Origin of the sequence: Saccharothrix sp. ALI-22-I (genome assembly GCF_001984175.1) — a bacterium.
Taxonomy (GTDB): domain Bacteria; phylum Actinomycetota; class Actinomycetes; order Mycobacteriales; family Pseudonocardiaceae; genus Actinosynnema.
Genome location: NZ_MTQP01000055.1, coordinates 145,899 through 166,193, shown reverse-complemented (window position 1 = coordinate 166,193; position 20,295 = coordinate 145,899). Strand labels below are relative to the sequence as shown.

The following is a 20,295-nucleotide window of genomic DNA, read 5'->3' as shown; positions in this document are numbered from 1 at the left end:
CGCACAGCCGCGGATCAGCACACCACGGCATCCCCGCCAGTGTGGACACTGGCGGGCAAAGCCGGATCTCCCCAGGGAGAACCGTTGCGGTGTAACTGCTCCTAACAGAATCGCTGGACGTGTCGGTAGCAGATGATGCAGGTAGCGAGGCCGAGGAAGGCTTCGTAGATGTCGTCGCGGCGTTCCCAGCGGATGCGCAGGCGTTTCATGCCGTGGTACCAGGCGATCGTGCGCTCTACCACCCACCTGACAGTGCCCAGTCCGGAGCCGTGGGGTTGACCTCGACGGGCGATCCGCGTGCCGATTCCCCTGGCGCGCGGGCGCCTGCGGTACTTGTCGTGGTCGTAGGCCCGGTCGGCGTAGACCGTCTTCGGACGACGGCGGGGCCGTCCGCGCCGGCCGCGCACGTGGGGCACCGCGTCCAGCAGCGGTTCCAGACCGATGACGTCGTTGCGGTTGCCGCCGGTGAGGATCACCGCGAGCGGGATACCGCCGCCGTCGGTCAGGACGTGGTGCTTGGAGCCCGGTCGGGCGCGGTCGACCGGGCTCGGGCCGCTTTGGGCCACGACGCGCCGCGCGGACATGCGAGGAGTCGACCACCGCCCGGTCCCAGGCCAACGCGCCGGCGGAGTGCAACTCGGCCAAGCGGCGCCAACAGGTCATGCCCGAGCCGGGGCCCAGCTCCTGCGGCAGGAACTCCCACTGAGCAGCACGATCAGCCGGCGGCGACGGGGAAAGTGACCATTGACAAACGTGGACGTGGCCGCCGTCCCGATGTCGGGAGGGGCCTGCAACAGGGTGATCGGCCTTTCGCCATCGGCGTTCTCCTGACCAGATCTGCGGCCACCCACTGTCCACACAGGACAGAACAGCGCCGGCCGGAACAGTTCCTTGCAGAATAACCCGCCACAGGTCATCGCCGGAGGCCTCGAGGCGAGGGCGCACCAACGGAGGCACTCGTGGAACGCGCAAGTGCGTGGCACGGGACCGGTGCCCCCTGGCGGGCGAGCGTGGCGGGCTATCGGATTCGGAGCGGTCACCGACCTGCGGCTGCGCGGGCGGACAAGAGCAGCCGGTGACCCTGATCGACGCGACGGCAAGCCACGACGAGGCCGACCTGATCGAGACATTGGTACTGCCACTGCCGATCCGCGTGCTGACCGGCATGCTCGGAGTGCCCGGCGAGGACAGGCGCACCGAGCACGAGCTGACCTCGATGGTGTGCCTGCTGCCGATCACCGGCCACGAGGCGACCGTGACACTCATCGGCACGCTGGTCACCCATCCGGAGCAGCTCGCCCGGTCGCGGCCCGACGAGACCGAGGAGTTCGAACTGGCCGGTGTGAACATCCCGGCAAACCCGTCGTGATCGTGTCCCGGCCGGCCACCCATCGCGAGCCGGAGAGGTTCAGTGGCCCCGCGGTGTTCACCCCGGACCACGCCGACAACCTCCAAGTGGCCTTCGGGCACGCGATCCACCACTGCCGCGGCACGCCGCCTGCCCGCCTGGACGGCCGGATCGCGATCGGTGCGCCGCCTGCCGGATTCCCGTGGCCGCGGCTCGAGGTACCCGCCGGGAACCGGACTGGCGGGGCAGCCTGGTGACGCACGGTCTCGCGGCGCTCCCCGTCCGGCCGGCCTGATCCGCCGACGGCGTTCCGCTCGTTCCGGCCCGGCCGGATGGATCGGTCCGGGTCGCGGAAGATCGCCGTGCCGTACCGGGCAGAACGGCGACATTTCCAGACAACGGCCGAATGGCCCGAGGTTCGTTATCCGCAACAGCCTTCCCGACCTGCGAGGAAAATGTGCCGATAATCCGGTTTCGATTGCACGGTATAACCGCGGAATTACCGCGCGATACGCCGCTGTTCGGCCTGATACTCCAGCCGTAGATCGTGATCTTCATGGTTCTCGGTCGGATTGCCGCTGGTAGCGAGCTTGCCGAGCGCGGTCGTCGGCGCCAGCGTGACCAGCGCGGGCAAACGTTGATGTCTCGGGTAGGCTGAATGACCAGTTGTGCGAACAGGTGCCGGATTTCGTTGAGCGTCAAGGGAACCAGCCCGGCTGGTGGACTTGTCCAGCGGTACCAGGACGTCCACGTGCGGCACTGATGCTCGTCCAGTCCGGTCTGGCCTTTGCTGGTTTGAAAGGACTCCTCGATGGTCCATCGGCGGCTGGCCACCCGTACCAGCGTGGCCAGCGGCACCCGTGCGGGTGCGTAGCAGCGGTAGTAGGCCCGTTCGCCGGTGCGGCGATAGCGCCGCACCAGCAGCCACCGCGACCCGGCGAGCTCGTCCTCGCCGCTGGCCAGGCTGATCCAGGCCCAGTCGTTGAACCGGTGCCCTTTCGCGCCTGTCCCCGCGGACAGACGCTGCCAGACGTGTTCCGGCAGCCGCGCAACCAACTCGTCGGCCCGGTAACTGCCGGTGGCAGTACTGACACGGTGATCGCAGGCCACCGCCAGGACATACCCGACCTGCCGCTGCTCCAACACCGCCCGCAGCGTCGGGTTGCCGCCGTAGACCTCGTCCGCGGTCACCCATTCCGCGGGCACGACACCGTCCAGGGCGCGCACGATCATGCGCGCGGCCAACTCCGGTTTCGTCGCGAACCCCGCGTCGGCTGGAACCCCGCCGCCGCGCACCGGCCCGGATCACCGGTCCATGAGCGCGGCAGATACAACTCCCTGTCGACGAGTGTGTGCCCCACCGCGGTGGTGTAGGTCAAAACACTCCGACCTGGCTGTTCTCGATCCGCCCCGCGGTGCCGGTGTACTGCCGCTGCACCCCGACCATGCACATCCCCGGTCTCGTCCACCACCCGCATCGCCCCGCGGTCACCGAGATGATCCACTGCGGCTTCCCGCACGTCGTCCCGCACCGCATCGGCATCCCGCACCGCCCGCGACAGCAGGTCCTGCATCCCATCCGGCGTCCTCACCGGCATGCTCAGCGATCGTCCAGCAGTTCTTGCGCGGCAGATCAGCCGGCAGCCCTTCCACGAACGCCCTGGCCCGCCGACGCGGTTCCACCCGCCGGAACCGCTTCGCCACCCGCGCCATCAGCCCGTCGAAGACGTCCCGTCAGCCGGACGGGTCCACCTCGGCAGGGTCTACGATGACCTCCGCGGCCACCACGCGATCTCGGTTTGTCCACCCGACAACTCATGATCAACTGGCGGCCGCACCCGTCTCCCGGCATCCCTCACCGGCCAAGACCCCGAAGTCCGGTTGGAGTACTAATCCCCGATAGCAACCTCGGAGATGCAGGGGGCCTGCCCTGCGTGTGATGCTGACACGCGACGGAAACGCCGGTTCTCCGGCGACGAAGGCAGGGCCTGCTTGACCATTCGGTTCGCGCGTGTCCTCAGGGGGAACGACGACACACCCCGGACGAATCGACCGACGCCACCGTTATATCAGTATTGGTATGACGGTGCCACAAACATGGGGGAAAGTCTATGCTTCCAGCCATTCATCAGACGATTTCGTCGATGCATGAGCGGTATTCCGAGCCGATTACGCTGAAGAATCTGGCCGCCGAGGTTTTCGTCAGCCCCTTCCATTTCTCCCGGACGTTCTCCAAGATCACCGGGGTCACCCCTGGCCGGTACCTGACGGCGGTGCGGATCTTCGAGGCCAAGCGGCTGCTGCTGACCACGTCGCTGACCATCTCCAACATCGTGTGCAGCGTGGGCTACAGCAGCGTCGGCACGTTCACCAGCCGGTTCACCCGGTCGGTCGGCATGACACCGACCCAGTACCGGGCGCCGGAGGTGCGGGACCTGCTGGTCGCCGTCTCGCCGCAGTTCCAGCGGATGCCGTCGCTGGAGCTGTTGCAGGAAGCGGGCGGTGGCCTGATCCCGGCACAGCGCGCAGGCGGCTCGATCGCCGGGAAGATCCAGATGCCGGCCGAGTTCGGCCCCGGCAACGTCCTGCTGGGCGTGTTCGCCGACCCGATCCCGCAGCGCGGCCCGGTGGCTTTCACGCACGTGGCAGCCGACTCCTGGGCAACGGAGGCGTTCATCGGCAACGTCCCGGCGGGCCGCTGGGTGGTCATCGCGATCGCCGAGCACCCGGCGGCCACGACTCCCGAGGAGCGGTTCTCGATCGGCGCCACCCGCGGTCCGATCACGATCAAGGAGGGCGAGGTCACCGGGCTCACGGTCCAGATGCGCCGGATGCGGCCGATCGACCCTCCGCTCGCGATCAGCCTTGGCGACGCGAACACCCCGGTCCGGCTCTCGCCCCCGGCTCCGGGAATCGCTGCCGGAGACCGGCTCCTGCGCTGCTGACCGGCACGTGGTCTGGGTGCGCGCGTCAGCACAGCGTCCGTGCTCGCGCAATTCTTCACTCGACGACCCCGGAGCTCAGCAGATCCATTCCGTGCGCCGGGGCGGCTTCAACGGACTCGCGCCCGGATCGCAACTCCCGAAATGTGGGCGGCATTCCACGCGACCGCAGAGCAAGCGCAGGATTTCATGACTCCGTGTGTTCTGGCGGGCTTGCCGACCATCGGCGTGCCGGGAAGCGCGATTGTCGCAATGGCAGGTTGTCGCACAGTTCCCTGTCCGAGTAAAACAGAAGTTACCTGCCCGCGATCCGCTAACGCACTGTGAAACCCCGAACGCCTTCCACCCTTGAGAAAAGGACAGGCCGATGACGTCAGCGCTCGCCGTGATCTCCGATCTGAAAGCCGACAGCGACCAGCTCGATCGGCTGCTGTCGACTACGGACCCGGCAGTGTGGTCGACTCCGACGCCCGCACCAGGGTGGACGGTCGCCCACCAGATCGCGCACCTGACCGCGACGTTCCGCATGGCCGGGCTCGCGGCCGCCGATCCCGCCGTGTTCCAGAAGATCGCGGCCACGGCCGGGGAGGACTTCGACGCGGCTGTGGACGCCGCCATGGCGCCCTACCTGGCCCTGTCCCCTGATCAGCTTCTGCCCCGCTGGAGGGCCGAGCTCACCGACGCCTGTGACGCGCTCGCCGCCGTCCCGCCAGGCGAGGTCGTTCCATGGCTGGTGAACCCGCTGCCTCCCGCCGTGCTGGCGAGCGCGGGCATGATGGAGCTTTTCGCGCACGGCCAAGACGTCGCGGACGGCCTCGGAGTCCAGGTCGAGCGGACCGATCGCGTCCGGCACATCGTCGCCTTCGCGGTCCGAACGTGGGAATTCGGCTACGCGGCAAGGGGTCTCACACCGCCACAGACGGAGTTCCGGTTCGAGCTGACCGCGCCGTCCGGCACCGAGTGGACGTTCGGCCCGGACGACGCCGAGAACCGGATCTCCGGTCCGGCCGTGGACTTCTGCCTGCTGGTGTGCAGGCGGCGACACCACGAGGACCTGGCGGTCGAGGCGGTCGGCGATCTGGCTGCACACTGGCTGACCATCGCGCAGGCCTACCGCGGACCGGCAGGCAAGGGGCGCGAGCCCGGCCAGTTCGCCGCGGCTGGAAACCGATGATCCGGTGAGGGCCGGGCCGTGGCGGGCATTGCTGGTCCTGTGCTTGGCGAACTACCTCGTCCTGCTGGACACGACCATCGTCAACACCGCCGCACCGGACATCATGGCCGGCCTCGATTCCGGTCTGGACGAAGTGCTGTGGATCATCAACGCCTACTTGATCACGTTCGCGGCACTCCTTGTCCTTTTCGGACGTTTGGGCGATCGGGTCGGGCCGCGCAAGTTGTTCGTCGGCGGCCTCGTCCTGTTCGTGCTCACGTCGGCGCTCTGCGCGCTGGCTCCGAACGCCGGCTGGCTGATCGCGGCGCGGGCGGGTCAAGGCGTCGGCGCGGCGATGCTGGTTCCACAGTCCCTGGCGTTGATCTCGATCATCTTCCCGCCACGGCAACGCGGCGCGGCGTTCGGCGTTTTCACGGCGGTCGGCGGCGTCGCGGCCGTCAGTGGCCCTGTCCTCGGCGGCTTGCTGATCACTGAGTTCGGTTGGCGGTCGGTGTTCCTGCTCAACCTTCCCGTCGGGCTTGCCGGGGCCGTTCTGGCGTTGTGGTACGTACCCGAAGTCCGCAACCGGGTCCGTTCTCGGTTCGACCCGATGGGCGCGGCGCTGATCACGCTCGGCCTGTTGGTTCTCGTCTACGCACTTGTGGAGTCGGGGTCCACGTGGCTCTACGCGGCGTCCGGCCTGCTGGTGGCGACCTTTCTGTTGTGGGAGCGACGCCACCCCGAACCTCTGGTCCCGCTGGACCTCTATCAGGACCGGCACTACCGCGTCGCCACGGCGATCACGCTTGTCCTGTCGTTCTCGCTGGCCGGGTTCCTCCTCGCCTACGTCGTGTACACACAGGACACACTGGGCATGAACCCGTTGATGTCGGGTGTTTCCGCGCTGCCGTGGACAGTGGCCCTCAGCGCGGTCGCGCCCCTGGCCGGGCGGTTCGCCGACCGGATCGGCGGCCGGTTTCTCATTGGTGCCGGGTTGGTGGCGTTCGGCGTCGGCATCGTCGGCTTCGCTTCGTCGTTCGTGTGGCCGCTGATCGCGATCGGCGTCGGACAAGGACTGGCTATCGCGCCGACCACCACCGAAGCGCTACGTCACATCCACGTGGACGACGCCGGCGCGGCCTCTGGCGTGCTCAACACCGCACGGCAGGTCGGTGCTGCCATCGGTGCCGCGGTGAGCGGCGTACTCCTGGAGTCGTTCTCCCACGACGCCGCGCTGGTCGTTCTCGCCGTACCGGTGCTGGCAGCCGCGCTACTCACCTTGTTCCTGTCAGCATCCGCCCCCGGCGCGGCACCCGCCCAGCTGGCCAGCACAGTGCCGAAGTAGCCCGAGCTGGCCGGATCCGTGCTTCCCCCGGAGTGCGCATCGCGATCCGGCCGAACCGATGAGTTTCGTGCCGGGCTATGGTCGATACTGCCGGATCCACCGACAGCGGCAGGAAGCACATGGAGGCAGTGATGAGCGACGACGACTCCCAGCAGGAGCGGACGGGCGAGCAGGGCACGCGGGCGAGCGGTCCCCGGGTGTTAGTGGCGGGCGCGAGCATCGCGGGACCCGCGCTCGCCCACTGGCTGCACCGGTGGGGAGCCGAGGTGACCGTGGTGGAGCGGGCCCCCGAGCTGCGTCCCGGCGGGCAGGCGGTGGACGCGCGCGGGGTCGCCAAGGAGGTCATCGAGCGCATGGGCCTGGACGCGACGGTCCGCGCGGTGTGCACCGACACCGCCGGCGCGCACACCGTGGACGCGGACGGGCAGGTGCTGGAGACCTTCCATGCCGAGGACGACGGCGGCGACGGGTTCATCGCGGACATCGAGATCCTGCGCGGGGACCTGTCCCGGGTGCTCTACGACGACACCCGCGACGACGTCGAGTACGTCTTCGGCGACCGGATCGCGGAGCTCACCCAGGACGCGGACGGGGTCGACGTGGTCTTCGCGAGCGGCGACCGGCGGCGCTTCGACCTGGTGGTCGGGGCCGACGGGCCGCACTCGGCGCTGCGGGAGCTGGTCTTCGGGCCGCATGAGCGGTTCCTCCGCCACCTCGGGCACGTGCTGGCCTTCTACAGCGTGCCCAACGAGTTCGGGCTGGACCGCTGGCTGCTCGAGTACCAGGACCAGGGCTCCGGGCGCTCGGCGCTCCTGCGGCCCATCCAGGACGCCACCCGGGCGATGACCATGTTCTACTTCGCCTCCGCCGACTTCGACGTCGACCACCTTGACGTCGAGGCACAGAAGCGCCTGCTGCGTGAGCGGATGGCGGGCCTGGGCTGGTTGACCCCGAAGATCCTCGCGCACCTGGACGACACCCCGGACTTCTACCTCGACCAGGTCGCCCAGGTGGTGATGGACCGCTGGTCGAGCGGACGGGTGGGGCTGCTCGGGGACGCGGCGTTCAGCTCGTCGCCGATGTCCGGGCAGGGCACCGGGCTGGCCCTGGTCGGTGCCTACGTGCTGGCCGGAGAGCTGGCCGCCGCCGGATGGGACCCGGACGCCGGGTTCGCCCGCTACGAGGCGCGAATGCGCCCGTTCGTCGAGGCCAACCAGGAGATCGGCCGGTTGAACGCCCGCAGCCGCGACATCCCCGGGCCGGACGCCGAGCCGGGCCCCGATTTCACCGGCGAATGGTTCATGGAGCTGGTCGGGCGTGCGATCAACGGCATCGAGCTGCCCGACTACGCGGGCGTGCCGGACTCCGCGGCCCCGGCCGGATCGCCGATCGGCAGCGGGAGCAAGAGCCCGTGATGGTGGTGGCCGGGCCTCGCCCGTGAGCGGAGCAGTTCAGGAGATGTGTTCCGCCGCGGGGGTCCGAGACCATTCCTGCGGCGGACCTCCCCGACAGCGACTGCCGCGTAGGTCGTGCTTCACGCGCCATGGAGATTCGCGAGCCACAGAGGAAGCGAGTTCACATGTACCTCAGCCCTGCGGAACTCCCGGACGAGATGACGACTGGGCCCGGCGAGGCGGACGGCACCATGGCGACTGCCGGAACGGATGGCGGCAAATGACCACCGAACAGCAAGTTCCGAGCATCAGTGACGGAACGACCCGCCGTCCACTCTCGGTCAGCGAGGAATTCCTGTACGCCTTCGACCGGGGCGATGATGTCGGCGTCTTCGGCCCGAGGATGATCGTCTCGGCCGGTTGGCGCGTTCACGGGCGGTTGGACATGGCGAACGTGCACCTCGCGCTGGACGATGTCGTCGCGCGGCACGAGGTGCTCCGTACCACCATCATCAGGGACGCTGACGCTCCTCATGCCTGCGTCCACCCGCCGGGTCCGGTGCCCCTCACGGTTGTCGACCTTCAGTCGCCAGCGGAGCAGGCCGACCGCGGGCACCGGGCGCACGAGTTCCTCAACGAGGTCGACCGGAACGGCAGGCTCGCCGCCACGGAAACGCCGTTGCTGCGAGCCACGCTGGGACGGTTCGACGACGATGACGCGGTGCTCGTGCTGGTCGCCAACCACTTGGTCAGTGACGGCTGGTCGATGCATGTGATCATGCGCGACTTCGCCATCTGCTACGCGACCCGGCGCGGGCTGCCCGCACCCGAGCTGCCGGTCATGCGCCAGTACCGCGAGTACGCCGACTGGCAGCGGCAGGTCGGCCGCACCAAACGCGCGGCGATCGCGCGCGAGTACTGGCAGTCCGCGCTGGCGGGCGGGCACATGCTCACCCTTCCCACCGACCGGCCCCGGCGCCCGGACGTCCCGCCGGTCTACTCGGTGTACCGGTTCATGATCGACCGGGAGCTGGCCGGCGCCAGCGCTTCGCTGGCCAGGTCGCTGAACAGCTCGTCGTTCATGGTTCTTTATGCCTGTTTCACCCTGTTGCTGCACCGCAGGACGGGCGTGCGTGACATCGTCTCGCCGATCATCACGTCCGGGCGTACCGATCCAGGTTTCGACCACACAGTGGGAGCGTTGTTCAACTTCCTGCCGATCCGGACCGACCTGTCCGGTTGTGCGACCTTCGCCGACCTGGTGCACCGGACCCGGGCCGCGTTGCTCGAGGCGTACTCCTACGAGCTGCCGTTCAACGAGATCATCGGTCAGTCCGAAGTGGAGATGATGCGCGGTCCGACCGTGGACGCCGACAGCGTCGTCACCACGTTCCAGCTCTCCCAGTTCCCTCCGGAACCGGCGGCGGAGGGCGTCGGCGACATCCGCTACACGGCACTGCGGCGGAGCCTGGTCTCGTCCGTCGACACCTCCGAGCTCCCGGACGGCAGCCTCTGGGACTTGGACCTCGACCAGGCCGGGAACGTGGCGGGCCTGGTGAAGTTCAACAGCCTTGATTTCGATCAGTCGACCATCGTCGCGATGGTCGACGAGTACCGGGAGTTGCTGCGCGCCGCGCTCAAGGCCCCGGATTCAGCGTTGCCGGGCAGGACCGGTGGGCAGTAGACGGCACCCCCTGACCCTGGACACCCGCACCAGAACCCGGGCCGCCTCGCGGCCCGGGTTCCTTCTTACGGCCATCTCCCACGCTGATTGATTTCTTACAAGAACGGCTGCTCACCGCACGCTAGGGTCGGCGCACCCACTCCAAGCAAGCAGCAGAGGAGAAGCCCGTGGGCAAGGTGGTCATGTACAGCTCGGTGTCAGTGGACGGCTTCGTCGCCGACGACAACGACCAGCCCGGGCCGCTGTTCGACTGGCTGTCCAACGGCGAGTTCTCACTGGACGACACCGGCGCGGTCAAAGTCTCACAAACCTCCTACGACTACACCCGCGCCTACTGGGACCAGATCGGCGTCACCATCGTCGGCCGCCACGTCTTCGACATGACCGACGGCTGGGACGGCAAACCCCCCGGCGGAATGGACCACGTCGTCGTCGTCACCCACCGCCCCCAGCCCGACGGCTGGGACCCCGAAGCACCATTCCACTTCATCAACGGCATCGAAGCAGCCGTCGCCACAGCACAACAACTCGCCGGAGACCGCCTCGTCGAAGTCGCCGCAGGCAACGTCGGCGGCCAGATACTCGCCGCCGGCCTCGTCGACGAAGTACGCATGGACGTCGTCCCCGTCGTGTTCGGAACCGGCAAACGCTACTTCGGCACAGTCAACGCGCAACACCTCCTGGAAGACCCCGACGTCACCATCCAAGGCAACCGCGTCCTCCACCTGCGCTACCAAGTACGCCGCTGACCGAAACCGGCACGCTGTCGGGCCCGCGCACGATACGGCCTCCGGCCGCGTCGTGCGCGGGCCGGAGGCCATGTCTCCTGGCCGGTCTGAAATCGTGACCGGACGAGGGTTCGAACGCCCACATCGTGCTTGTCAGGCGACGGCGGTCTTACGCACCACTGTCGGGCAGGGCGAGCCACCAGGGGTTGTCGCGGGCCCATGCGATGGTCTGGGCGAGCCCGTCTTTGAGGGTGGTGGTGGGTCTCCAGCCGAGAAGCGCGCGGGCTTTGGAGTTGTCCGGGATGCGGCGGCTGAGGTCCTCATAGGACTGCCCGAGTGTGGCTTGGGTGTCGACGTACGTGATCGGAACTTGCTGGGGCCCGGCGAGCTCGGCGATGAGCCTGACCGTGTCACCGATGGTGGTCTCGGTCATGCTTCCGACATTGAACGCCTCGCCGACGGCGGCGGGGTGGTCGGCGGCGAGCAGGGTCGCGCTGATGGCGTCCTGGACGAAGGTGAAGCTCCGAGTCTGCTTGCCTGTGTCGTAGACGATCAGCGGGCGCCCGTTCAGCGCCCGATGAACCGAGCGGCTGACGAGGAAGCCTGGGCGTTGACCGCCGCCGTACACGTTGAAGTAACGGACAATGGTCGCTTGCAAGCGGCGTTGTCGCACGAACCCGAACGTGATGTGCTCGGCGAGGGCCTTGCTGGAGGAATAGGCCCAGCGGTCCGCGGCGGTGGAGCCGAGCACGCGGTCGTCGTCCTCGCGCCAGGGCACGGATGGGTTCTTGCCGAACACCTCGCTGGTGCTTGTCACCACGACCTTGGCGCCGACCTCACTGGCCAGGTCGAGCACGTTACGGGTGCCGGTGACGTTGACGTCGATGACTTCCAGCGGCCGCGCGAGGTACTGGTCGACGCCGACCACGGCGGCAAGGTGGAACACCATGTCCACGCCCTTGGTGATGGCACGCCGCAGCGCGGCGGCGTCCAGGACGTCACCTTGGATGTAGCGGGCATGCTGAAGGGCGATTTTCTGGTGTGGTGGCGACGACGTCCCGTCGAAGACGGTCACCTCGTCGCCTCGGGCAATCAGCCGCTCCACAAGGTGACTGCCGATGAAGCCGCCGCCACCGGTGACCACGACCCGGGACGCGCTCATCGCCCGACGCCCCGATAGTGGTAGCCCAGCGCCCGCAGCGAGGCGATCGTCTCGCGGGAGTAGTACGCCCGGCCGTCCAGGATCAGACATCCCGGCGCCACCGGCAGCGCCGCGAAATCGAGATCCTCGAATTCCCGGTGCAACGCCAGTACCGCGACACAGTCCGCCCCCGCCACCGCATCATGTACGCTCGCCGCCTGCGCCCGGCCGAACAACTTGCGTGCTTCGCCCGCGTCCACCAACGGGTCGTAGATGCTTACCTCGGCACACGCGCCTGCCAGTGATGCCACCGCCCCTACGGTCGGCGTGGCCCGCAGGTCCCCGGTGTTGTTCTTGAACGCCAACCCCAGCACGGCCACCTTCGACGTGGCCGGGTCCTTGCCGAGCTTGGTCAACTCGTCGATGGCCAGCTGCGCGGTGTACTCCGGCATGCTGGCGTTGACCTGCCTGCCCGCGGGCGCGGTCAGGATCTCCAGCCCCCGCTCCCGCGCCGAGTGCCACACCATCCACGGATCCTTGGTCAGGCACGCCCCGCCCACGCCCACGCTCGGCAAGAGGATGTTCACCTTGCCCTTGCCCTTGGGGATCGAGTTCGCGGCGGTGATCACATCCAGCACGTCCACATCGAACAACGCCGAGAACTTGGCCAGCTCGTTGCCCAGCGCGATGTTCAGGTCAATCCACCAGTTGTCAGCCAGTTTCACGATCTCCGCGGCCTCCAACGTGTCCATCAGAATGACCTCGACCCCCAGTGACGCACGCCAGAACTCCGCCGCGTCCCGCGCACTGCCGTCGTCCAGACCGCCGACCACGATCGGGAACGACCGCAACTCGGCCAAGGCCGCGCCCTCCGCCAGTCGTTCCGGAGTGAACGCCAGGCCGAAATCGACCCCACCGACGAGCCCGCCACCTTGCAACAACGGCAACACCAGACCCCGAGTGGTCCCCGGCGGCACGGTGCTCTTCAACACCAGCAACTGGCCTGGGCGAATATGGTTGCTCAACTCCGAACACGCACCGTGCAGCTGTTCATCGGCGAGCGAACCATCCTCGCGGACCGGCGTACCCACCGTAATCAGCACCACGTCGACGTCCCTCACCAGGGCATAGTCAGTCGTAGCCCGCAACCGGCCGGCAGCCACTCCATCGGCCACCAGTTCGGCGAGCCCTTCCTCCTCCAGCCGGCAATGACCGGTGTTGAATTCCTCGACAAGGCGCGGATTCGTATCCACACCGACCACATCCAAACCACGAGCAGCCAAGTCCGCGGCGAAACACGAACCGACGTAGCCCAGGCCAATTACCGCTACCCGGAGATCTCGGCCTTCGGACAGAAGGGGCATCCGCGCTCCACTCCCGCCAGGCACCTCCCCGCGATCTCCAGCCTTGACACCCACGGCGATCATCTCCTCGGTTCCGATCCAGAACAGGCCCTGGTATGCGACAGAAGCAGAATCGAACAGCCATTCTCAGAACGGGCCTCGGCACCCCTTGGTTCGGGTGAAACCGCACCCTCGCACGATCCGGTGCACAGCCGAAACTTGTCCACACCACCTCTTACCTGGCATCGTCACAGTCGGCCGGATGGTCCCGCATCTCCTGGATTGCGTGCCGGAAAAGCTGTCGAAATCCCGTTCGAACACCGCAACCCAGGAGATGTCACACCGGCCCGAATGACAGATGATGCGATTGCTGGATCGGGAGAAATTGCTCGGCTGCATGTGGAATCGAACCGGAACATCGTCACGAAGGTGATGTCATGAAGGCAGCTGTTATTCCGGAGATCAACGCTTCGTGGGAGCTCCGTGAAGTCCCGACGCCGCGGCCGGGCCCTGGCGACGTGCTGATCAGAGTGCGGGCGTGCGGGGTCTGCGTGAACGACGTGTGGGCGACCAGGGGTGTCATCGGATTCCCCGCGATCACCCCCGCCATCACTGGGCACGAGCCGGTGGGTGAGGTTGTCGAGCTCGGTCCCGGGGTCACCTCCCGCAGGGTCGGCGACCGGGTGGGCACCACCTGGGTTCGAGGGACTTGCGGCCGTTGCGACTATTGCCTGCTCGACCGGCCGCTGTCGGGCACGGCTGCCTTCCTGTGCGCTTCGCCGACGTCGACCGGGTTCACCGCGCAGGGCGGGCATGCCGAGTACATGGTCGTGGCCGCCGCCGAGACCGTGCTCATCCCGGATGGACTGTCAGCCGAGCTGGCGGCTCCGGTGCTCTGCGCCGGTTACACGAGCTGGTCCGCGCTCCGTTCGGCCGAACCCAAGCCCCACGAGCGGGTGGCCGTGCTCGGTATCGGTGGTCTCGGCCACCTGGCGTTGCAGTTCTCCCGGGCATGCGGATTCGAGACCGTCGCCATCACCAGCTCGCCCGAAAAGCACGACGTTGCCCGGAGCTTGGGTGCCGACATCGTGGTCGCCGGCGGCGAGCAGTTACGCGAGGTCGGCGGTGCCGATGTCATCGTGTCGACCAGCAGCTCGCACCCGGCCGCTGCGGACTCCCTACAGGGCTTGCGGGTCGGTGGACGACTCGTGCTGGCCGGCATAGACCCGGCCGAGCCGTTCGTCATCCCTCCTGCCTTGGCCTATCCGTTCTTCGCGCTGGGGAACAAGGTCATCGGTGCCACCCACAACGGCCCGATGTACCTGAGGGAGGCGCTCGCCATCGTCGCCGCGGGCAAGGTCACCCCCATGATCGAGACCTTCCCGAAGGAACAGGTCGCGCAGGCGGTCGAAAAGGTCGGGAGGGGCGATGTCCGCTTCCGCGCGGTCGTGACCTACTGAAGCCGCATTGTTTCACCCGCAAGCCAAGCCCCGCCGAACGGCGGCCCCTCCATTAGGCAACGCCAGGTTAGGCAGGAATTTCTCATGCATATCACCTGTCGGGTATGTGGCGGCAACGTCCAGGAGTTCGTCGACCTGGGGCGTCAGACCATGGCCAACGGCTTTCTGCGACCGGAAGACATCGACAGCGAGCACTTCTTCCGGCTGGCGGTGGGAATGTGCGAGTCGTGCACGACGGTCCAATTGCTCGAGGAAGTCCCCCAGCACCTCCGGTACCATAACGCATACCGATATCACGCCTCCGGCTCGGAGAGCCACCGTAAGCATTTCGAGCGGAACGCGCGCCGCTTCATGGAGTCCGAACCGACCGGCCCGGATCCCTTCATCGTGGAGATCGGGTGCAACGACGGCGTGATGCTGGCGACCATCGCACAGGCCGGGGTCCGGCACCTCGGTGTGGAACCCTCCGGCAACGTGGCCGAGTTGGCCAGGGCCAAGGGCGTCCGGGTGCTCAACGAGTTCTTCGACGTGAAGACCGCATTCGCGATCCGCGCCGAGCACGGCCGTGCCGATGTCATCTTCGGCGCCAACACCATCTGCCACATCGCCGACATCGAGTCGCTGTTCCTCGGCGTGGAAGCACTGCTGGCGCCCGACGGGGTGTTCGTGTTCGAGGAACCCTACCTCGGCACCATCGTCGGGAGGACGGCCTTCGACCAGATCTACGACGAGCACGTCTTCTACTTCACCGTCAGGTCGGTGCAGGCCATCGCGGATCGCTTCGGGCTCGAACTCGTCGACGTCGAGCAGATACCGATGCACGGCGGCGAGATTCGCTACACGCTGGCCCGGCCTTCCAGGCGCACGCCGACACCGGCGGTGAACGCCCTGCTCGCCGAGGAGCGTACTCGACGGCTGGCTGAACCCGACACGTTCGAACGCTTCGGGAACGACGTCAAGCGCGTCCGCGGTGATCTCGTCGCCCTGCTGCGAGAGATTCGGGCCGACGGCAAACGAGTTGTTGGTTACGGCGCGCCCGGAAAATGCACGACGGTGACGAACTACTGCGAAATCGGACCGGACCTGGTTCCTTTCATCTGCGATTCGACCCCGTCGAAGCAAGGACATCTGGTCTCCGGTTCCCACATCCCGGTGCGGCCACCGGAAGCCTTCTCGCAAGATTACCCGGACTTCGCCCTGCTTTTCGCCTGGAACCACGCCGACGAAATCATGGCGAAGGAGAAGTCGTTTCGTGACGCCGGCGGCAAGTGGATTCTCTACATACCCGATGTCCACATCGTCTGACGCGCACACACGCCAGTCACCTGCCGCTTTCGCGGGTTCCATGGCGGCACGGCCGGTTGTAGGCCCCCGGCTGCTGGAACGGCGCCGACGTGCTCGACTGGTCGAGGCCGTTGATCGACCGTCGCTCAGCGGCTCGCGCCGAACAGCGATAGGCAGGGGGCCAAGCCCTCGATGGTGACCGGGACGCTGCGGTGCCCTTCCCATGCCGCGCGGGTCAGGCGCAGTCGCTGGTCGATGGCTAGGCGCCCCCGCACGGCACGGCGCGCGATGCCGTCGGGTCGGTAGCCGAGCTTGCGGGAGACGGCCAGCGACGCGGCGTTATCGGTGAACGCGATCGAAGCGGCCTCGACGGAGTCCAGGCCGGCGAAACCGAGATGCAGCACGGCCTCGCACCACGAAACAGGTCGAGTACCCGGGAAACAGCCTGCGCACCTGGTCGGCGTTGCGGGCGTTGTCTCGGTGCCGATGCCTTTTGCCGTAATGCCACCGTCCCAGCCAGGAGTCAGTGCGCACCTCACGGGTGATGGCGAAATCCCGGCCGGTGATGATCTGCTGGCCGACCACCAGCCCGTCGTGCCAGACGGTCAGCGGCAGCGTCCACTCCCGGGGCGTCCAGTCGGCCAGTGCCCGCCAGTGCTGCTGGATCACCGTGCGGGCGACTTCGGCTGCTGGCTGGTCGGTCCAGGCGACGAACGGCGTCACCTCCGGGGGCGTGGATACCGTTGACGGCGAGAGCGGCCAGCTCGTCGAGTTCGAGGTGGGCAGGCAGGCGCAGTTCCAGGCGCGGGTGCGCAGGAGCAGGCCATACAGTGGTAGGTGCTCGACCATCATGGTCGTCCTGGCAGCGCGAGACCGTGATTGTCAGCCGGTTTGTTTGGTCCGCGCCTCCAACCCCCTGCCCGCAGAACGCCCACCACCGACCAAGACCGGCAGCCGTGATCGAGGATCACACAGTCACAGCCGCGAAAGCGGGTCATCGCCGGGAGGTGGGCGCCTGGTGGATGTGGTCAGGGCTGCCGGTGATCGATTCATTGACCGGGTTCGCGCTGACCGACCACAGCTCGCCCTGCCGGTGGACGGCGGACGGCGTGCCGCAGGACCCGCCGCAGCATTCCCGGGCGCATGAGCGCCTGCGGCGGATCGATGAGCCCGGCGACCCGCATGAACCCCTTGGTGACCTCGTCGTCCTTGGTCGCGGCATGTCGCAGCCGCGCCAGGTAAGCGTTGCCGACGCGGATTTTGATCGTCCGGCGCCCCTCCACCTGGGGGAAGTCGAGGTCGCCACCCGCCGAGATTTCCCACGGCATGTCGATGACGCGGGCGATGTCCGCGAAGAACGGTTGCGGCTGTGGCGGCCTGCCCTCCCGCAAGTGGTCGCGCAGCGTAAGTGACTCGATGGCGGCGACGCTCATCCCCTGGCCGTAGACCGGGTTGAAGCTGCACACCGCGTCACCGATGACCAGCAGTCCCTCCGGCAGCCGGGTCAGCCGCTCGTACCGGCGCCGCACACTGGCCGGGAAACGGAACGACACGGGATCGTCGAGCGCCTCGCCGTCTCGGATGGCCTCGTACACATCGGGTACCGGCAACGACTTGGCGAACTCGAGGAACGCCTCGGGCTCGGTCGGCGGGTAGTCGCCGAGGATGCCCGTCAGGGACAGGATGCAGGTGTCCGGGCCGACCTGCCCGAAGAAGGCGCCGCGCGGGTGCTCTGGTGAAGCGACCGGATTGATCGACTGGACGCCGTCGAACCACTCGGGACGCGTCCGGTAGTGCCGAGTCGTGTAGGCGAGGCCGATCTTGATCCGGTCCTCCTTGGGCCGCTGGTAGCCGAATTCCTCCAGCCAGGCGGGAGTTCGGGAGCCGCGGCCGGTGGCGTCGACGACCAGGTCGGCGTCGAGCACCTCCTCCCCGGCATGCGGCGCTCTCTGCTGCACCCGCACCCCGACGATCCGGGCGCTGTCGGACGTGCCGACAAGCCCGAGGATGTCGTGCTGTTCCAGGAACTTGACGTTCGGCAATGCCGCTACCCTCGACCTGACATGGTGTTCGAGGACCGGCCGCGGAGCGGTGACCGAGGTCAGTCCAGTCCGTGCCGGTCGCAGCCGCTTCGCGTCGAAGTACCAACGCATCTCGCCGAGATCGCCGGTCGGCACGCCTGCCGAGCTCAGCTCGTCGGTGAGGTTGGGGAACAACTCCTCCAGGATCAGTTGGCCGCGGGCGTGCAAGCCGTGGGCGTGCACGGTGTGGGGCGCGCCCTTCCGCGGCGTGCTGACTCCGAGCACCTCGTCGCGCTCGACAACGAGCACCTCGTGGTAGGACTCGGCGAGCACCCGGGCGGCGAGCACGCCGGCCATGCTTCCGCCGAGCACCACGGCCCGGTCGCCGAGGTGGCCGTTCACCGACTCACCTCGGTGCCCGCTCCCGGCACCCGTGACCGTTCAGCGACGGCACTGGCTAATGCCTCCGGAGCATCATCACGAAACACATCGGCCTCCATGTTCGCCTTGTTCACCCGGCACGGATATCGTCGTATCCGTAATTCGATGTTCACGTCCTCTCGATTGCGACTCGTCAGCGGCATGAGGACCGAGTGGGAAACCGTGCGGCGGCAGTCAGACGGCAGGATGGTTTTCCTTCTCGGGTCCGTCCGGTCCGATCTCCTCGGCATGATCCGCCGGGTCCGCGCCTGAGGGAGGTACATGCCGGAACGTGACCGCTATGAGGACGGCGAGGCCGACGAAGAGGACGGCGGCGACGCCTGCGACAACGTGCAGGCCGGACGTGAAGGACTCGCGAGCGGAGTCGAGCAGGTCAGTGGCCACCTGAGGGGGCAGGTTCGGGGCCGCTGCCGCGGCTCCGGCCATGCTCTCGTTGGCGGCGTCCGCCGCCGCGGGCGGGACCTCGGCGGGGACGTTCACCTCGCCGCGATAGACAAGGGTGCCGACGGTTCCCAGGGTGGCGATGCCCAGTGCGACGCCGAGCTCGCTGCCGGTCGACGACAGCGACGCCGCCGAACCGGCTTTCTCAGGTGGGCACGATTCCATGGCGATCTGGGCCACGAGCACGCCCATCGGACTGACGCCGAGGTAGACGACACCGAAACCGATTAGCAAAAGAGCCAGCCCGGACGTGGCGCTGACCTGAGTGATCACCAACTGGCCCGCCGCGGCGATCAGCGCGCCGCCGACGAGGACGTAGCCTGGGCGAATCCGGCGGGCGAGAGGCGGGCTCAGGTAGATGCCGATCACCAGCACGACAGTCGGCGGCAGCAGCCACAGTCCCGCCTGTAGCGGTTCGAGTCCCTCGACCAGTTGCAGGTGCTGAGTGACCATGAGGCCGCTGCCGCTCTGAATGGCCCCGACGAACAGCCCGGCCAGCAATGCGCTGGCCAGCACGCGGATGCGGAGCAGGCGCAGGTCGAGCAGCGGGCTGGCCAGCCTGCCTTGCCGAATCACGAAGACCGCGCCGAAGGCCACACCGACCACGACGAACGCGACAGGCAGCAGGCCCCAGCCATCCCTGGCCAGTTCCTTGAGGCCGTAGACAGCCGACAGAACCGTGCCCAGCGACAGGAACACGCTGACCAGGTCCAGCCGGCCCGCGTCCGGGTCGCGGTGTTCGGGCAGCAGAACCGGCCCGGCCACCACCAGCAGCACCATCACCGGTACACCGATGAGGAATACCGAACCCCACCAGAAGTACTCCAGCATCACCCCGCCGATCACCGGGCCGAGCGCGACGCCGGCGATGATCGCGGACGCCCACACGGAGATGGCCGTGCCCATCTGCTTGGGGTCCGTGAACATGGTCCTGATCAGTGCCAGCGTCGACGGCATGATCGTCGCCCCGGCCACGCCGAGCAGCAGACGAGCGGCGATGAGCAACCCAGGGCTGCTGGACCAGGCAGCGAGCACCGAAGCGAGACCGAACGCGGCCCCGCCGATCATCAACAGTTTCCGGTAACCGATTCGGTCACCGAGGGTACCCATCGTGACCAGGAACCCAGCGATCGCGAACCCGTAGCTGTCAGTGATCCATAACTGCTGGGTCGCCGAGGTACCGAGATCCGCGCTCAAGTGGGGCAGCGCCAGGAACAACACGTTGACATCGATCATCGTCAGTATCGTGGGCAGAACCAGCACGGCCAGCCCAAGCCACTCTCGCCGCCCGGCCTTGGGCGGGACGTTGTCCACAGTCAAGTTCTCGGTCCTCTCGTCGTCGGGAGCCGCTCATCGGGTGGCCTCCGGTGACGCGGCGATCCGACTTGAGACTCATCGCCGTCAAAAGTGGCCGCCCCACTACGGCACAGAGGCGTCGAATCCCGTTCAGCGGGCGCCCACAGCCGTGAATGAGTGTGCGTCTTCGCGAATCCATCGTTGCACCGGTCGTTCAGTGCCGCATCTTCGACAATGCGGTGCTCGATGGATGACGGCGGTTTCCGGAAGGATC

Annotated in this window: 16 protein-coding genes and 1 pseudogene; 9 read left to right on the top strand and 8 right to left on the bottom strand. The window is 67.6% G+C overall.

The annotated features are described in order from the left end of the window. Positions 1 to 101: 101 nt before the first annotated feature. Positions 102 to 837 (bottom strand): IS5 family transposase gene (locus ALI22I_RS15015; protein WP_443216941.1). Its coding sequence is split into 2 segments (ribosomal slippage): positions 102 to 561 and positions 560 to 837, totalling 738 coding nucleotides; the frame shifts between segments, so codons are not numbered across the junction. 238 nt (positions 838 to 1,075) lie between these two features. On the opposite strand from ALI22I_RS15015, the gene ALI22I_RS15010 reads away from it, so the two are divergent. After that, positions 1,076 to 1,369 carry a hypothetical protein gene (locus tag ALI22I_RS15010; protein ID WP_077006101.1) on the top strand — a complete coding sequence of 98 codons (294 nt, stop codon included), beginning with the start codon at positions 1,076 to 1,078 and terminating at the stop codon, positions 1,367 to 1,369. A gap of 57 nt (positions 1,370 to 1,426) precedes the next feature. On the opposite strand, the pseudogene ALI22I_RS53660 reads toward ALI22I_RS15010, so the two are convergent. Then, positions 1,427 to 2,922: pseudogene (locus ALI22I_RS53660) on the bottom strand (IS701 family transposase). A 570-nt stretch (positions 2,923 to 3,492) separates the two neighbouring features. Between ALI22I_RS53660 and ALI22I_RS14995 the strand changes: the two are divergent. From ALI22I_RS14995 to ALI22I_RS14970, 6 genes are all read left to right on the top strand, one after another. Beyond that, positions 3,493 to 4,293, top strand: coding sequence for a helix-turn-helix transcriptional regulator (locus ALI22I_RS14995; RefSeq protein ID WP_238598371.1), 801 nt, complete (start codon positions 3,493 to 3,495; stop codon positions 4,291 to 4,293). A gap of 364 nt (positions 4,294 to 4,657) precedes the next feature. Continuing rightward, positions 4,658 to 5,464 (top strand): TIGR03084 family metal-binding protein, encoded by an 807-nt coding sequence (locus tag ALI22I_RS14990; RefSeq protein ID WP_077006098.1) that lies wholly within the window; start codon positions 4,658 to 4,660, stop codon positions 5,462 to 5,464. Between the two features lie 4 nt (positions 5,465 to 5,468). Then, complete coding sequence (locus ALI22I_RS14985) at positions 5,469 to 6,788, top strand: MFS transporter (protein ID WP_179118238.1); 1,320 nt, start codon at positions 5,469 to 5,471, stop codon at positions 6,786 to 6,788. A 131-nt stretch (positions 6,789 to 6,919) separates the two neighbouring features. After that, positions 6,920 to 8,203, top strand: a complete 1,284-nt coding sequence (locus ALI22I_RS14980; RefSeq protein ID WP_077006141.1) for an FAD-dependent monooxygenase — start codon at positions 6,920 to 6,922, stop codon at positions 8,201 to 8,203. Positions 8,204 to 8,462: 259 nt separating this feature from the next. Next, the gene (locus ALI22I_RS14975; protein ID WP_077006096.1) at positions 8,463 to 9,866 is read left to right on the top strand and encodes a condensation domain-containing protein; all 1,404 of its coding nucleotides are present in this window, start codon (positions 8,463 to 8,465) and stop codon (positions 9,864 to 9,866) included. Between the two features lie 167 nt (positions 9,867 to 10,033). Next, complete coding sequence (locus ALI22I_RS14970) at positions 10,034 to 10,615, top strand: dihydrofolate reductase family protein (RefSeq protein WP_077006095.1); 582 nt, start codon at positions 10,034 to 10,036, stop codon at positions 10,613 to 10,615. Positions 10,616 to 10,763: 148 nt separating this feature from the next. Here ALI22I_RS14970 and ALI22I_RS14965 read toward each other — a convergent pair whose 3' ends face one another. Together ALI22I_RS14965 and ALI22I_RS14960 are read right to left on the bottom strand one after the other, a co-directional pair. Then, complete coding sequence (locus ALI22I_RS14965) at positions 10,764 to 11,756, bottom strand: NAD-dependent epimerase/dehydratase family protein (protein WP_077006094.1); 993 nt, start codon at positions 11,754 to 11,756, stop codon at positions 10,764 to 10,766. Continuing rightward, a complete protein-coding gene (locus ALI22I_RS14960; RefSeq protein ID WP_077006093.1) occupies positions 11,753 to 13,099 on the bottom strand; it encodes a nucleotide sugar dehydrogenase in 1,347 nt (448 codons plus the stop codon). Before ALI22I_RS14960 ends, ALI22I_RS14965 begins: the two co-directional genes overlap by 4 nt. A 416-nt stretch (positions 13,100 to 13,515) precedes the next feature. Between ALI22I_RS14960 and ALI22I_RS14955 the strand changes: the two genes are divergently transcribed. Both ALI22I_RS14955 and ALI22I_RS14950 read left to right on the top strand, forming a co-directional pair. Then, positions 13,516 to 14,538: an alcohol dehydrogenase catalytic domain-containing protein gene (locus tag ALI22I_RS14955; protein ID WP_077006092.1), complete on the top strand. Its 1,023-nt coding sequence runs from the start codon at positions 13,516 to 13,518 to the stop codon at positions 14,536 to 14,538. An 84-nt stretch (positions 14,539 to 14,622) separates the two neighbouring features. Further along, complete coding sequence (locus ALI22I_RS14950) at positions 14,623 to 15,843, top strand: class I SAM-dependent methyltransferase (protein ID WP_077006091.1); 1,221 nt, start codon at positions 14,623 to 14,625, stop codon at positions 15,841 to 15,843. Between the two features lie 125 nt (positions 15,844 to 15,968). On the opposite strand, the gene ALI22I_RS53650 is transcribed toward ALI22I_RS14950, so the two are convergent. The 4 genes from ALI22I_RS53650 to ALI22I_RS14935 form a co-directional block, all read right to left on the bottom strand. Continuing rightward, on the bottom strand, positions 15,969 to 16,226 hold the full coding sequence (locus tag ALI22I_RS53650; protein WP_238598370.1) for a GNAT family N-acetyltransferase: 258 nt from the start codon (positions 16,224 to 16,226) through the stop codon (positions 15,969 to 15,971). Then, positions 16,162 to 16,674 carry a hypothetical protein gene (locus ALI22I_RS14945; RefSeq protein ID WP_238598369.1) on the bottom strand — a complete coding sequence of 171 codons (513 nt, stop codon included), beginning with the start codon at positions 16,672 to 16,674 and terminating at the stop codon, positions 16,162 to 16,164. Before ALI22I_RS14945 ends, ALI22I_RS53650 begins: the two co-directional genes overlap by 65 nt. Positions 16,675 to 16,871: 197 nt before the next feature. Beyond that, positions 16,872 to 18,245, bottom strand: coding sequence for an FAD-dependent oxidoreductase (locus ALI22I_RS14940; protein ID WP_143532209.1), 1,374 nt, complete (start codon positions 18,243 to 18,245; stop codon positions 16,872 to 16,874). A gap of 213 nt (positions 18,246 to 18,458) precedes the next feature. Then, a complete protein-coding gene (locus ALI22I_RS14935) occupies positions 18,459 to 20,045 on the bottom strand; it encodes an MFS transporter (protein WP_443216938.1) in 1,587 nt (528 codons plus the stop codon). Positions 20,046 to 20,295: the final 250 nt, after the last annotated feature.

Coding starts and splice junctions, on each gene's coding strand:
- ALI22I_RS14995 (WP_238598371.1), top strand. CDS start 3,493: ATGCATGAGCGGTATTCCGAGCCGATTACGCTGAAGAATCTGGCCGCC.
- ALI22I_RS14990 (WP_077006098.1), top strand. CDS start 4,658: ATGACGTCAGCGCTCGCCGTGATCTCCGATCTGAAAGCCGACAGCGAC.
- ALI22I_RS14980 (WP_077006141.1), top strand. CDS start 6,920: ATGAGCGACGACGACTCCCAGCAGGAGCGGACGGGCGAGCAGGGCACG.
- ALI22I_RS14975 (WP_077006096.1), top strand. CDS start 8,463: ATGACCACCGAACAGCAAGTTCCGAGCATCAGTGACGGAACGACCCGC.
- ALI22I_RS14965 (WP_077006094.1), bottom strand. CDS start 11,756: ATGAGCGCGTCCCGGGTCGTGGTCACCGGTGGCGGCGGCTTCATCGGC.
- ALI22I_RS14960 (WP_077006093.1), bottom strand. CDS start 13,099: ATGCCCCTTCTGTCCGAAGGCCGAGATCTCCGGGTAGCGGTAATTGGC.
- ALI22I_RS14955 (WP_077006092.1), top strand. CDS start 13,516: ATGAAGGCAGCTGTTATTCCGGAGATCAACGCTTCGTGGGAGCTCCGT.
- ALI22I_RS14950 (WP_077006091.1), top strand. CDS start 14,623: ATGCATATCACCTGTCGGGTATGTGGCGGCAACGTCCAGGAGTTCGTC.
- ALI22I_RS14945 (WP_238598369.1), bottom strand. CDS start 16,674: ATGATGGTCGAGCACCTACCACTGTATGGCCTGCTCCTGCGCACCCGC.